Annotated in this window: 7 protein-coding genes and 1 pseudogene; 4 read left to right on the forward strand and 4 right to left on the reverse strand. The window is 74.2% G+C overall.

Annotated features, from left to right (window positions below; all coding sequences use genetic code 11):
• Positions 1-224 precede the first annotated feature (224 nt).
• From ACFY2Z_RS33845 to ACFY2Z_RS33860, 4 genes are all read right to left on the reverse strand, one after another.
• Complete coding sequence (locus ACFY2Z_RS33845) at positions 225-881, reverse strand: hypothetical protein (protein ID WP_390747873.1); 657 nt, start codon at positions 879-881, stop codon at positions 225-227.
• 325 nt (positions 882-1206) lie between these two features.
• Entirely contained in the window at positions 1207-2313 is a 1107-nt protein-coding gene (gene prfB / locus ACFY2Z_RS33850; protein WP_390747874.1) for a peptide chain release factor 2, read from the reverse strand.
• Positions 2314-2393: 80 nt separating this feature from the next.
• Entirely contained in the window at positions 2394-3626 is a 1233-nt protein-coding gene (locus ACFY2Z_RS33855) for a serine/threonine-protein kinase (protein ID WP_390747875.1), read from the reverse strand.
• A gap of 246 nt (positions 3627-3872) precedes the next feature.
• Positions 3873-5552, reverse strand: coding sequence for a serine/threonine-protein kinase (locus ACFY2Z_RS33860; RefSeq protein WP_390747876.1), 1680 nt, complete (start codon positions 5550-5552; stop codon positions 3873-3875).
• A gap of 437 nt (positions 5553-5989) precedes the next feature.
• Here ACFY2Z_RS33860 and ACFY2Z_RS33865 point away from each other — a divergent pair, with 437 nt between their 5' ends.
• From ACFY2Z_RS33865 to ACFY2Z_RS33880, 4 genes and pseudogenes are all read left to right on the forward strand, one after another.
• Positions 5990-9403: an FHA domain-containing protein gene (locus ACFY2Z_RS33865; protein WP_390747909.1), complete on the forward strand. Its 3414-nt coding sequence runs from the start codon at positions 5990-5992 to the stop codon at positions 9401-9403.
• A gap of 31 nt (positions 9404-9434) precedes the next feature.
• Positions 9435-9695: pseudogene (locus ACFY2Z_RS33870) on the forward strand (carbohydrate ABC transporter permease); the annotation flags it as partial.
• A 165-nt stretch (positions 9696-9860) separates the two neighbouring features.
• Positions 9861-12116, forward strand: coding sequence for a CDP-glycerol glycerophosphotransferase family protein (locus ACFY2Z_RS33875; RefSeq protein ID WP_390747877.1), 2256 nt, complete (start codon positions 9861-9863; stop codon positions 12114-12116).
• Positions 12117-12273: 157 nt separating this feature from the next.
• Entirely contained in the window at positions 12274-14475 is a 2202-nt protein-coding gene (locus ACFY2Z_RS33880; RefSeq protein WP_390747878.1) for a CDP-glycerol glycerophosphotransferase family protein, read from the forward strand.
• Position 14476 lies beyond the last annotated feature (1 nt).

The raw sequence follows: 14476 nt of genomic DNA on the forward strand, positions 1-14476 counted from the left end.
GGTCACATCGGAGTGGACGCGCGCATACGGACGTACGACCTACGAAGAAGGGCCCGGGACGGATGACGTCCCGGGCCCTTCTCACGTGTTTCTCGCCGTTCTCACACTCCTGGAGGGAGTGGAGCGGGCAGGCGCCTCAGGAGCCGGGAGCCCTCGGATCGGGTATCCGTGGCTCGGATGCCCGCCGACCGGGCCCCGGCCCCCTCATGGCGTCGCGGTGTGCGTCAGGCGGCGGCCTGGCCGCGGCCGCCCATGAGGCGCGGCAGCACACGGAAGCCGATGCCGCCGGCGATCATCGTGGCGGCGCCGACCAGCAGGAACGCGGTCTGACCCGCACCCGTCTCGGCCAGCTGCTTGCCGCCGCCCTGGGCGGAGGTGTCGGACTTCGCGGAGTCCGCACCGGTGTCGGTCAGACCGGAGGAACCCTTGCCCTGCTCGACCGGGCCGCTGCCGCCGTCGGGGTTGGTGTTGTCGCCGCCACCGTTCCCGTTGCCGTTCCCGTTGCCGCCGCCGTTGCCGTGCGTCGGGTTGTCCGTCGGCTCGGTCGGGTTGTCGGTGGGCTGGGTCGGGTCGTCGGTCGGGGCGCTCGTGGTGGGCGTCCCGGGGTCGGTGGGCGTGCCCGGGTCGGTGGGCGTGCCCGGGTCCGTCGGCGTGCCCGGGTCGGTCGGCGGCGTCTCCGGGTCCGTCGGGATTCCGGTGTCGGTGGGCGTCGGGCCGTCGCCGTCGACAGCGACGTTGACAGCCAGGCCGTCGCCGCCGGCGTTCACGCCGAAGCCGACACCGGCTGCCGAGGCGGCACCCGCTGCGGTCAACGACGCACCCGCGGCGATCACGGCGCCTGCGGCTATCCGCGCCAGGCGGATCCGCGTCTTCTTGGTCATCTCGCTGCTACCCCCAGTAGCTCATCGTCAATGGAGCAGCGCACGGGGCCACGGCGTCGGGGACGACTGTGCTGAGCCCCCCGGTTCACATGCGCCCCTTGGATACGCATGCCGCCCGTTACCCTTCCGACTTTTCAAAGCAACGTCAAGGTCGTTGCGCACGCGATGTCCGCTAAGGCGTCTTTTGCGGGAGTGGTTGAGTTGTAAGTGTGATGCAAAACCCAGACATCGAGCGACAGAAAAGGCAACTGCCCCCTGTTCGGGGGCAGTTGCCTTGTCGACAAAGCGCTGCTTGCGGCAGCGGTGTCGCCGCGCGCTGCCGGGGTTACTTCTCCTGCTGCTTGCGCCAGCGAATGCCGGCCTCGATGAACCCGTCGATCTCACCGTTGAACACGGCCTCGGGGTTGCCCATTTCGTAGTTGGTGCGCAGGTCCTTGACCATCTGGTACGGGTGCAGGACGTACGAACGCATCTGGTTGCCCCAGGAGTTGCCACCGTCGCCCTTGAGGGCGTCCATCTTGGCCTGCTCCTCCTGCCGGCGTCGCTCGAGGAGCTTGGCCTGCAGGACGTTCATCGCGGAGGCGCGGTTCTGGATCTGGGACCGCTCGTTCTGGCAGGTGACCACGATGCCGGTGGGCAGGTGCGTGATCCGCACGGCGGAGTCGGTGGTGTTGACGCCCTGGCCGCCGGGGCCGGAGGAGCGGAACACGTCGACCCGGAGGTCGGACTCGTCGATCTCCACGTGGTCGGACTGCTCGACGACCGGAAGGACCTCGACACCGGCGAAGGAGGTCTGCCGGCGGCCCTGGTTGTCGAAGGGGGAGATACGGACCAGCCGGTGGGTGCCCTGCTCGACGGAGAGGGTGCCGTAGGCGTACGGCGCCTGGACGGCGAGGGTCGTGGACTTGATCCCCGCCTCTTCCGCGTACGACGTCTCGTAGATCTCCGTCTTGTACCCGTGCCGCTCCGCCCAGCGCAGGTACATGCGCTGGAGCCGCTCGGCGAAGTCGGCCGCGTCGACGCCGCCGGCCTCGGCGCGGATGTTGACCAGCGCCTCCCGGGCGTCGTACTCACCGCTCAGGAGCGTCCGGACCTCCATCTCGTCCAGCGCCCTGCGGACGTCGGTGAGCTCGGCCTCGGCCTCGGCCCGGGTGTCCGCGTCGGCCTCGGCCTCGGCGAGCTCGAAGAGCACACCGAGGTCGTCGATCCGGCCGCGCAGGGCCTCGGCCTTCCGCACCTCGGCCTGGAGGTGGGAGAGCTTGCTGGTGATCTTCTGCGCCTCGTCCGGGTTGTCCCAGAGGGACGGCTCGGCCGCCTGCTCCTCGAGCACGGCGATGTCTGCCCTCATCTTTTCGAGGTCCAGAACGGCCTCGATCGACTCCATGGTCGAGGAGAGGGACTTGAGCTCTTCGGATACATCGACGACTGCCACGCATCCAGCGTAACGGCTCCGCCGAGAAGCCAGTGCCCGGTCACCGCCGGTTCACGGGGGCGCCGTGCGACGGCCGGGGCTCAGGGGGATGCCGGGGCCGAGTTCTTCGTGTCCGAGGGGCCCGCGCCGTCGTCCCCCGAGGTGGCCAGCCAGGTGCCGATCCCGACCGCCGCCAGCAGGGCCGCGGTCGCCGCGCCCAGCACGATCCGGCGCCGGCGGGTCTGCGCGCGGTGACGGGCCGAGCCCGGGCGGGGGGCTCCGGTGGCGCGGGGCGCGCGGGCCGTGCCGCGGGCGCCGCCCGCCAGCTCGTCCGGGCCCGGCACGCGCATCGACGTATGGGTGTCACGGTTGGAGTCGGGCTTGGCCCCCGGCACCAGCGGCACCGCCCCGCGCCGCACCCGCGCCGCCGCGGGCTCTCCGGGCCCGGCCGCCTCGGCCGGCTCGTCGGCCGGCTCGGTGTCCGGCTCGTCGACCTCCAGCGGCGGCATCCCCGCCAGCAGCGGTAGCTGCTCCCGCAGCCGCGACGCCAGCTCCGAGGCCCGCAGCCGGGACGCGGGGGCCTTGGCCAGGCACTGGACGATCAGCTGCCACAGCTCCTCGGGGATGCCCGGGAGCGGGACCACGGTCTCGGTGACATGGCGGCGCAGCACCGCCCCGGGGTGACCGCCGCCGAACGGCGTGAAGCCCGCCAGCAGCTCGTACAGGACCGTCGCCAGGGCGTAGATGTCGACCGCCGCGCGCGGCGGCAGCCCCTCCACGATCTCCGGGGCCAGATAGTCGGGGGTTCCGACGATCTTGGTCGCCTTGGTCCGGCGGGGCGAGTCGATCAGCTTGGCCACGCCGAAGTCGGTCAGCAGCGCCGGGTGCGCGCCGCCGGGGCCCAGCGGCCCCTGCATGTCCAGCAGCACGTTCTCCGGCTTGACGTCCCGGTGCACGACTCCCGCCGCGTGCGCCGCCGCCAGCCCGTCCGCCACGTCCGCCACGATCGCCACCGCCGCCTCGGGCGCGAGACGGCGCTCCCGCTCCAGCCGGGTGCGCAGGTCGGTGCCCCGGACCAGGTCCATGACCAGCGCCAGATCGGTGCCGTCGACCACCAGGTCGCGTACGGACACCACGTTCGGATGGTCCAGCCCCAGCAGCGCCGTGCGCTCCTGGACGAAGCGGCCCACGAGTTCCTGGTCGGACGCGAGGTCCTCCCGCAGGAGCTTGATGGCGACGGGGCCGTCCGGCCCCTCGCCCAGCCACACCGTGCCGGCGCTCCCCCGCCCCAGGATCTGGTTCGCGGTGTACCGGCTGCCGATCTTCCGTGCCAAGACTGCTCCTACTGGGGACGCCTGTTGCCGACGCTGCGCCGATGCGGGGCCCCGGCACGGAACGAGCGGCTGACGCCGCGGCCCGCCCTGGCCCCGATCGACAAAACTACGCGTCCGGAGGGGCAACCTTCACCGTCGAGCCCGAAATCACCCCTCGGATGTCGACAAATCCCCAGACCCACGGCACACGTGGGCCGATCGGCCCGCTACTCGGCGCTCGCGTCGACCACTTGGAGTCCGGGGCGCCTACTTGGAGTTCAGATCGCCGATCCACCCGGTGACCTTGTCGAACCAGCCGCTCAGCAGCTGCCAGTACGACTCCGTCGTGCCGATCCAGTGCTGGAGCGGGCTGAACTCCCACACCAGCCACCCGGCCACGAACAGGATGAGGACGATGAACAGGCAGCCCTTCAGACAGCCGAGCCCCGGGATCTTCATCGGGTTGGCGCTGCGCTGACGCGGCGGCCGCGGCTCGCGCGCCGGACGCGGCTCCGGCCGCTGGGGCTGCTGCTGCGGCGCCGGCGCGTAGCGCTGCGGCTGCTGCTGCGGAGGGGCGGGGGCGTACTGCTGCCGCTGGGGCGCGTACTGCTGGGGCTGCTGCTGGTAGCCGTACCCGGGGGGCGGCTGCTGCTGGGGGCGCTGCTGCGGGCGCGCCACCTGGCGCTGCGGACGGCGGCGCAGTGGGTCCTCACCGGGGTCGAGGTAGGCCTGGACCTGCGTCTGCTCGTTGCGGTCGCGGGCCGCGCGCAGCTGGTTCTGCCAGGGGTGCGGCTCCTGGGGCCCACCGGGTCCCTGGGGCCCACCGGGTCCCTGGGGCCCGCCGGGCCCGTGCTGCGGCATCGGCGGCAGCACGGCCGTCGGATCGGCGGCTCCGCTGTGCGGCAGGACGGCGGTGGGGTCAGCGGCGCCCGAGGTGTGCGGCAGGACACTGGTCGCCCCGTTCGGGTCGTACGCGCCGGCCGCGCCCTGTGGCAGCACCTGCGTGGGGTCGGCCGAGCCGGGCACGGGCGCCGGGGCCGGGTCCGGCGCGAGCAGCGCGGCCACTCCCTCCGCGGCGGCGATCTGGGCGGCGTTGGAGTGCACGCCGACACCCTCGGCGACCACGCGCAGCGCCCGCGCCAGGTTCTCGGCGCTCGGCCGCTCGTCCGGGTTCTTGCGCAGGCAGCGCTCTATGACCGTCCACATCGGGTCGGGCACGGTGGAGGGGCGGCGTGGTTCGGCGCTCAGATGCTGGTGGAGGACCTCCAGAGCGGTCCCGCCGGCGAACGGCGGACGGCCGGTGACCAGCTCGTACAGCAGGATGCCGGCGCCGTAGATGTCGACGGCGGAGGTCTGCGGGCGGCCCTCGGCCGACTCGGGAGCGACGTACGCGGGCGTGCCCACGAACTCCTGGGTGCGGGTGAGGCCGGGCGAGTCGGCCAGCCGGGCGATGCCGAAGTCGGTCAGCATCGGGTGCATCTGGCCGTCGTGCTGCTTCAGCAGCACGTTCGCGGGCTTCAGATCGCGATGCACGACGCCGTCGGCGTGGCTCGCGGCGAGCGCGTCGGCGACCTGTGCGGTGAGCAGGGCGGCGGCGACCGGGCTGAACGGGCCGTTCTCGCGGAGGTAGCGGTGCAGGTCGGGACCGTCGACGAGGTCCATGACCAGCGCCAGCAGATCGCCCTCGACCACCAGGTCGCGCACCCGGACGATGTTCGGATGGGTGAGCCGGAGCAGGACGGACCGCTCCCGCAGGAACCGCATCACGATGTCCGGGTCGCTCGCGAGCTCTTCCTTGAGAACCTTGATCGCGACCGTCTCGCCGGGCTGGCCGGGCACGGCCGCCTCGGCGCCCGCGGTCTCTCGCTGGCGGGCTCGCCAGACGGTGCCCGTGGCGCCGCGTCCGAGCGGCTCCTCGAGCAGGTACTTGCTGCCTACCGGCCGCACGTCATGCGCTCCCTGCTGCTTGCTTGCCTGGTCCGTCCGCCGACTCCGGTTCACCGCTCCCGGCGTGCCGAGCGTGTTCCGACCCACTGTAGTGCCGCGGTCGCCGGCACTCCCTGTTGTCCAGTCCGTCTTACGTTCCGCTTCTCGTGCATGTTCGAAGAAAAGACGCTCCCCTCGGTCCCTTGGTTGCCGTGGCCGGACGTGACCGATCTCAAGCGGACACCGGCCGCGCACCTGTCAGGCACTTTTGCGGGCAGAGCCGACCAATCAAGATCACTTGGCGTTGGGTGGCGGGCATGTTGTCGGTGGCAGGTGCGAGGATGCATTCCGTACTGGCCGCTGTGCTCGTGTGCGGTGGGGGAGTTCGCGGTGGGGGGACCGCGGCACGGCTCCGTCCCCGCGCGCGGGCGCCCGCGCAGAAGGGACCGCTGACGGCGATGCAGATCCGGCTGACCGTCGTAGACCCGCTGGGCCCGCCCCCGGAGTCACGGGCGCGCGCCGCGAGCTGCGACGTGCTGGTCACCGCGCCCGCCGGCACGGCACTGGCCGCGGTGGCGTCGGGCCTGGCCTCGGCGGTCGGCGCGGCCGGGGGCGCCCCCGCACCCGAGCGCGGCCGGGAGCCCGGCGCGGGTTCCCTGGTGCTGTACGCGGGCTCGGAGCGGCTGGACCCGCAGCGCTGCACGCTGGGCGAGCCGCCGCTGCTGGACGGGGCGGTGCTGACCCTGGGCGCGCCCGCGGAGCCGGGCCCCGAGCCCGACGAGGACGCGGCCCAGCTGCATGTGGTGGCGGGCCCGGACGCGGGCGGCGTCCATCTGCTGCACGGCGGCGTGGTCCGCATCGGCCGCTCCGCCGACGCGGACGTCCCGCTGGACGACCCCGACGTCTCCCGGCTGCACTGCGCGGTCACGGTCGCCGCCGACGGCCGGGTCTCGGTCGCCGACCTGGGATCCACGAACGGCACGGTGCTCGACGGCAGGCAGGTGACCGACCACCCGGTGCGCCTGGCCCCCGGGGCGCTGCTGCGCCTGGGCGAATCGGCCCTGCGCCTGGCCCCGCCCGGCCCGGCGCGGCAGGTGCGGACGGCGCCGGACGGCGAGGGGCAGGTGCGGGTCCTGGGCGAGGAGGCCCCGGGACCCCTGGAAGGTGGCCGCCCCCCGGCGACCGTGCCGCACCCGCGCGAGGCAAGCGCCACGGACACGGACCTGGGCCCCACGGGGGGCCCGGGCCGGGTCGCCGCCGCGGGAACGCCCGGCCGCGACGGCACCCCGGGCATCACGAACCAGGACCGCACCACGGGCGCCCCGACCCGGGACGGACACGGCCTCGCCTCCGGAGACACCCATCACGGTTTCGGCGTCACCGAGTGGGGCGCCTCCGGCGGGGCCGCCCCCGGGGCACAGGAGCACGGCCCGGTGGAGCCGCCCGCCCCGCGGCTCCCGCTTCCGGGAGGCGCCCCGACGGCGCCCACCGTGGCCGGGCAGGGCGGGGCGCCGGGCATCGGGCAGCGGGGCGAGGACATGCCGCCGGGCGGGCGCAGGCGCGGGCTCACCGCGTGGGCGCGGCGTCTCACCGGCAGCCGCGGCGAACCGGCCGGCACCGCACGACCGGGCTTCGACGAGGGCGCGGTCATATCGGCGCCCGCGTCCGTCGCCGCCCCGGCCCCCGAGACATGGCCCGACCTCGCGGCGCTGCTGCTGAGCGCGCTCGGCCCCGGGCCGCGCCTGTGGGAGCGCGACCCCGGCCACCCGGAGGCGCTCACCGTGCGACTGGGCACCGCTGATCGGGCGGCACGGGACGGCACAGGGCTGCTGCCCGCGGTGCCGGTGACCGCCGGACTGCGCGAGGCGGGCGCGCTCGGCCTGGCCGGGCCCCGGGCGCGGCTCGCGGGGCTGGCGCGCGCGGTGGTGGCGCAGCTCGCCGCGCTGCACTCCCCCGACACGCTGGAGCTGGTCCTGATCAGCGCCGATCGCTCACGCCCGCTGGAGGAACGCACCGCGGACTGGGCCTGGCTCGGCTGGCTGCCGCATCTGCGCCCGGCCCACGGCCAGGACTGCCGGCTTCTGCTGGCGTACGACCGCGAGCAGGCCACGGCCCGCACGGACGAACTGCTGCGGCGCCTCGAGGACCATCTGATCGACCACGACGGCGTGCCGGGCACCTCTGCCACCACCGCCACGCACCGCGCATCCCCAGGAGCCGGGGCCCCCGAGGGCCCGGCCGACGAGGTGCGCGGCGCCCTCCGTCGGCCCTCCTGGGCGCGGGCCGAGGCCGAACCGGGCGGCGCCTTCCCGGGGCCGTACACGGTGGTGGTCGTGGACGGCGACCCCGGCGGCGCGGACGTGCGCGAGGCCGTGGCGCGGCTGGCGCAGGACGGGGCGCGGGCCGGCATCCATGTGCTGTGTCTGGCCGAGGCGCCCTCCGCATCGCCCGCCTCCCCGGTGACGGAGACCTACGAGGCGGCGTGCGCGGCATCGCCCGCGTTCCGGGAGTGCGGGGCCGTGGCGCTGCTGTGCGGCGACGTGGCGACGGCACTGCGGCTGCTGCGGGTCGCGCCCGGAGGGGGCGCGGACTCCTCGCGGGGTCCGCGCGTCCCCGTCGGGCACGGCACGGTCGCCGCCGTGGACGCGGTGTCCCCGGCGTGGGCGGAGCGGTTCGCGCGGGCGCTCGCCCCGCTGCGCACGGACGGCGGCGGGGACCGGCATCCCCGTGTGTCGGCGCCGCTGCCCCAGGCTGCGCGGCTGCTGGACGAGTTGGGCCTGGCGCGGGCCACCCCGGCGTCCCTGATGGCCCGTTGGGCCGACGCGGCGGACGACACGAGGTCGCCGGGCGGGCGCGCCTGGGCGGTGCTCGGCGCGGGGCCGCGCGGTCCGGTGACGGTGGATCTGGCCGCCGACGGACCGCACATGCTGGTGGAGGGCCCGCCCGGCAGCGGGCGTACGGAGCTGCTGCGTTCGATCGCAGCGTCGCTCGCGGCGGCCGAGCGTCCGGACCGGCTGGGGATCGTGCTCGTCGAGGGCGGCGGCTGCGGCCCGAACGGCGCCACCGACCCCGAGGGCCTGCGCGTCGGCACGGATCTGCCGCACGTCACCACCCATCTGACGGCCAACGACCCGGTCCGCATGCGGGAGTTCGCGCAGTCACTGAGCGCCGAGCTGAAGCGGCGGGCCGAGCTGCTGGGGCGGCTCGACTTCGCCGAGTGGCACGTACAGCAGGAGGTGTCGCAGCGGATCGGCCCGCAGCGCACGGGGAGTTCGGCCGCGGGCGACCTCGACTCCCCGCCGAGCACGACCCTGCGTCTGCGGCCGGCGGCGACACGGCAGCGCCCGGAGCCCGGACCGCCGCTGGCCCGTCTCGTGGTGCTGGTGGACGACCTGGACGCGCTGCTGTCCCCCGCGCTGGGCGCGGCGGGCCGCCCGGCGGCCGGTTCGGTCGTGCGGGCTCTGGAGGCCGTGGCCCGGGACGGGGAGCGGCTCGGGGTGCATCTCGTCGCGGCGGCGGGCCCGGGCGGGCGGACGGCGGAGTGGGAGTCGGCGCGCGCGGCCTCGCTGCGGGTCGCCCTGGACGCGGTGACGCCCGGCCCCGATGAACCGGCGCCCGGGCGTGGCCGGTTGACGGGCGTTGACTGCAAAGTGACCCCCTTCCAGGGAGGCCGGATCACCGGGCGCATCCCCCGCACGGCGACGCTGCGCCCCACGGTCGTGCCCCTGGAGTGGCACCGCATGGGCGACCCGCCGGCGCGCCGCCCGGTCCGTGAACTGGGCAACGGGCCCACGGACTTGGCGCTCCTCGCCAGCGCGCTGGAGCGCGCGGCCCGCTCGGTGTCGGCCACGGAGGTGCCCTCGCTGCTGTAGGTTCGCGGCCCCGAGGGCCGTAGGCGCAAGGCCGGGCGAGGGTGCTCCGATCGCGAGCCTCGGCATCTTCCAGTTCCTGTGGGTGTGGAACGACATGCTGGTCGCCCTGGTGTTCACCAAGTCGGGCTCCCAGCCGATCACGGTGGCCCTGCGGACGCAGGTACGCCAGTTCGGCAACGACATCGACGTCCTCACGCCCGGCGCGTTCATCTCGGTGGTGATCCCGCTGGCCGTGTTCTTCGCGTTCCAGCGCCAGTTCGTGTCCGGTGTCATGGCAGGTACCGTCAAGTAGCCGTGCTCGCACGGGGATTCAGGGGTGCACCGCGGCCGCGGTCCACCCCACGTCGTTCACCTGGGGTTTCCTTCGACGTTCCCCCTCATGTGGCACCCGGGCGTAACCAAACCGCTCCGCAGGCCGTTTTCGGGCAGTATGCCCGCGCCGACCCATGGATTCCCCTTGCCCAGGTTCAGTGTCATCGTTCCCGCGTACAAGGTTCAGGCGTACCTGGAGGAATGCCTGACCTCCGTGCTGGACCAGTCGTACCCCGATCTCGAGGTCATCGCGGTGGACGACTGCTCGCCGGACGCCTGCGGCGCCGTCATCGACGAGTTCGCCGCCCGCGACCCCCGCGTCCGCCCCCTGCACCTGCCGGAGAACGTGGGGCTCGGGCGGGCCCGCAACGCGGGGCTGGAACAGGCGAGGGGCGACTACGTCCTCTTCCTGGACGGCGACGACACCCTGACCCCGGACGCCCTCCAGGACATCGCGGACCGACTGAAGGAGACCTCCGAACCGGACGTCCTCGTCTTCGACTACGCCCGCACGTACTGGACGGGCAGGACGGTCCGCAACCGGCTCTCCGGTGTGCTCAGCGAGCAGGGCCCGGCGCCCTTCCGCCTCGACGACCGGCCCGGGCTGCTCTCCTTGCTGATGGTGGTGTGGAACAAGGCGTACCGCCGGGAGTTCATCGAGCGCGAGGGCTTCGCCTTCCCGCCGGGCTACTACGAGGACACGCCCTGGACGTTCCCCGTGCTGCTGACCGCGGAGACGATCGCCACCCTCGACCGGGTCTGCGTGCACTACCGCCAGCGCCGGCAGGGCAGCATCCTCGGCTCGACCAGCCGCAGGCACTTCGATGTGTTCGACCAGTACGACCGGGTGTTCGCGCACCTGGACGCGCATCCGGAACTCGCCCGCTGGCGGCCGGCGCTGTTCAGCCGCATGGTGGACCACCTGGCCACGGTGTTCGTCCGGCGCGGCCGGCTGCCCCGGGGCAGCCACGGTGAGTTCCTGCGCCTGGCCCGCGACCACCACCGCCGCCACCGCGTCCCGGGCGCCCCGCTGCGCCCGCGCCATCTGCTGGTCCGCTTCGGCGCGCACCGCACCTTCCGCCTGCTGTCCCTGGCCTCCCGTCTGGCGCGTGGCACCAGGCGCCTGGCCACCGGGGCGGCCCGCCGGTCGGCCGCCGTGGCGCTGTGGGCGCACTACCGCCTGCAGTTGTGCCTTCCGCTGCGCGCCGACCGGGCCGTGTTCACCACGGAGACGGGGGGCCGGTACGGATGCAACCCGGCCGCCCTGGAGTCCGCGTTCCGCAGGCTGTTCCCCGGGATCCGCACCGCGTGGATCGCCCGCCCCGAGCACCACCACACGATCCCGGCGGCCACCCGCCGGCTGCGGCCCGGCTCGGCCGCGTACTGGACGGCACTGGCCCGCTCCCGGTACCTCGTGCACAACGCCGACTTCGGCCCCCGGCTGGTCAAGCGCCGCGGCCAGATCCTGGTCCAGACGCGGCAGGGCACCCCGCTCAAGCGAATGGGCCTGGACCTCCAGGACCGTCCGGCCGCCGCCCGCGACACCGATGTCACGCGGATGCTGCGCACCGCCGACACCTGGGACTACGTCGTCTCCGGCAACCGCCACTCCACCCTGGTGTGGGAGCGCGTGTTCCCGTCCCGCTTCACGACCCTGGAGTACGGCCTCCCGCGCAACGACGTCTTCGCCCGGTCGACCTCGGCCGACGTCACCCGGCTGCGCGAGACGTTCGGCATCCCCGCGGACGCGGTGGCGGTCCTGTACGCGCCGACCTGCCGCGACTACCGGCGTGGCCCGCGCCCCGGCCTGGACCTCGAACGCTTTCTGAGCAGGCTCGGCCCGCGCTTCGTGCTGCTGACCCGCGCGCACCCCTCGTACGGCGAGCCGCTGACGCGCGCCACCGGCGGCCGGCTGATCGACGTCAGCGACCATCCGAGCGTGGAGTCGGTGTGCCTGGCCGCGGACGCGCTGGTCACCGACTTCTCCTCGCTGATGGTCGACTACGCCAACCTCGACCGGCCGATCGTGGTGTACGCGGACGACTGGGAGGCGTACGAGGCGACCCGCGGCACCTGCTTCGACGTGCGCGCCTTCCCGCCGGGCGCGGTCGCGCGCAGCGAGGACGAGCTGATCGACATCTTCGCGACCGGCCACTGGTGCGGCTCGCGCTCGACCCGGCTGCGGGCCGCGTTCCGCGAGCGCTTCTGCCCCTACGACGACGGGCGCGCCGCCGAGCGGATCGTGCGCCGGGTCGTGCTCGGGGAGAACGCCGGGCTGCCCTCGGTCGTGCCCCCGGAGGGCCGGCACCCGGTCCCGTCCGCCGCCGCGGGGCTGCCCGCCGTACCGCTTGCCGCCGTTCCGGCGCCCGGGGGTCCGGCCCGGGTCGCCGAACGCCTCTGAACCCCCTGAGCAGACGGAGTTCCGCATGCCGCGCAGACCCACCCCCACGAGGCCGTTCACCTGGCGCCCTGCCGGACGGCCCGGGCGCTGACGTACCCGTAAGCCCCACGACGCACCGGCCCCGGCACCGGAACCGGGGCCCGAGAGAAAGACCAGAATGCCCCGCTTCAGCATCATCGTCCCCGCCTTCGGTGTCGCCGGCCGTCTGTCCCAGGCGCTGGACTCCGTCCTCGGCCAGTCCTTCGACGACGTGGAGGTGATCCCGGTCTGCGACGCCCCCGACTCCCCCGCGGGCACGGTCGCCGCCGCGTACGCCGAGCGGCACAGCAGGGTCGTACCGCTCACCTCGCCACCCGCCGGGGGCCTGGGGGTGGCCCGGACGACCGGGATGGCGGCGGCGGCCGGGACGTATCTGCTGTTCCTCGACGGCGACGACGTCCTCACGCCGGGCGCGCTGGCCGCGATCGACGCGCGGCTGACCGCGACCGACGACGTGGACGTGCTCTTCTTCGACCACGAGCGGGTCCACTGGTGGGACGCCGGCACCGCCACGCCCCCGCTGGGCCCGGCGCCCGACGGGGCGTTCGCGCCGGACCGGGCGCCGAGACTGACCGGGGTGTCGGTGCCCGCGTGGAGTGCCGCGTACCGCCGCGCGTTCGTCACCGGGCACCGGCTCGCCTTCCCCGCGAGCCACTTCACCGACATCGGCTGGGGCGGTCTGGTCACGCTCACCGCCGAGCGGATCGCCGTGCTGCGCTCGGTCTGTGTACGGCATCTGGTGCGCCGGCAGGGCAGCCGGCTGCACAGCCCCGGCGCCCATCAGCTCGACCTCCTGGACCAGGTCGAGCTGGTCCTCACCCGGGCCGCCGAACTCGTCCTGCCCGAGGACCGGTCGCGGCCGCTGTTCGAACAGCTCTTCTCCGCCGTGCTGAGGACCGCCGCGCATCCGGAGCGGCTGCCCGCGCATCTGCGACGGGCGTTCTTCCGGCGGGCGGGCGGTCTGTACCGGCGTCACCGCCCGGCCGGATTCCGGCCCCCGGCGGGCAGTGTCGGGGTGCAGCACCGGCTGCTCGCGGCCGGTGCCTACGACGCCTTCCACGCGCTGCGGGCCGTCAACCAGGGCATGGCGCAGGCGGCGCAGGCGGCGAAGGAGGCGCCCCGGCCCCGGGCGGTGCGCACCCGCGCCCGGTACGCGCTCCAGCTGCGCCGCCCGCTCGACCCCGATCTCGCCGTGTACTGCGCGTACTGGGGCCGCGGCTACGCCTGCAACCCGGCCGCGATCCACGCCAAGGCCCGCGAACTGGCCCCGCGTCTGCGCTCGGTGTTCCTGGTCGAGCCGGACGCGGTGGGCAGCCTGCCGAAGGACGTGGAGTACGCGGTGATCGGCAGCCGCGCCTCCTGGGACGCGCTCGCCCGCGCCACGTACCTGATCAACAACGCCAACTTCGCGGACGGTGTCGTCAAGCGTCCCGGCAGTGTGCATCTGCAGACCCAGCACGGCACGCCGCTGAAGAAGATGGGCGTCGACCAGTCGACGTACCCGGTGGTCGCGGCCGCCTCCGGCAGCTTCACCAAGCTGCTCGCGCGGGTGGACCGCTGGGACTACAACCTCTCCTCCAACCGGCACTCCACCCGGATGTGGGAGCGGGCGTTCCCGGGCTCGTACGAGACCCTCGAGTACGGCTATCCGCGCAACGACGTCTACTACACGGCGACCGCCGACGACGTGGCCCGCGTCCGCCGCGAGCTGGGCGTCCCCGAGGGCAGGACGGCCCTGCTGTACGCGCCCACGCACCGTGACCAGAGCAGCGGTTTCGACGCGCCCCTCGATCTGGAGGCGTTCTGCGAGGCGATCGGCGAGGAGTACGTGGTGCTGCTGCGCGCCCACTACTTCTACGACCGGGGCGCGGCCCGGGGCGAGGGCCGGGTCATCGACGTCACCGGGCACCGCTCCTCGGAGGACGTCTGTCTGGCCGCCGACGCCCTGATCACGGACTACTCGTCGATCATGTTCGACTACGCCAACCTGGACCGGCCGATCGTCGTGTACGCGGACGACTGGGATGTCTACCGGGAGATCCGGGGCGTCTACTTCGACCTGATGGAGGCACCGCCGGGCCGGGTGGCGCATACGCCCGAGGAGCTGACGGCGCTCTTCCGCGACGGCACGTACGCGGACGCCTCCGCCGCCGCCCTGCGCACCGCCTTCCGGCAGCGCTTCTGCCAGTTCGACGACGGGCGCGCCGCCGAGCGCGTGGTGCGCCGGGTGCTGCTGGGCGAGCCGCCCGAGTCGATCCCGCCTGTGATCCCGCTCGCCGAGCGCGTCCCGGCCCCGGCCCACTGCCTGGTGAGGAGCTGAC

This window comes from Streptomyces sp. NPDC001222, assembly GCF_042896945.1.
In the GTDB taxonomy this organism is placed as follows: domain Bacteria; phylum Actinomycetota; class Actinomycetes; order Streptomycetales; family Streptomycetaceae; genus Streptomyces; species Streptomyces gibsoniae.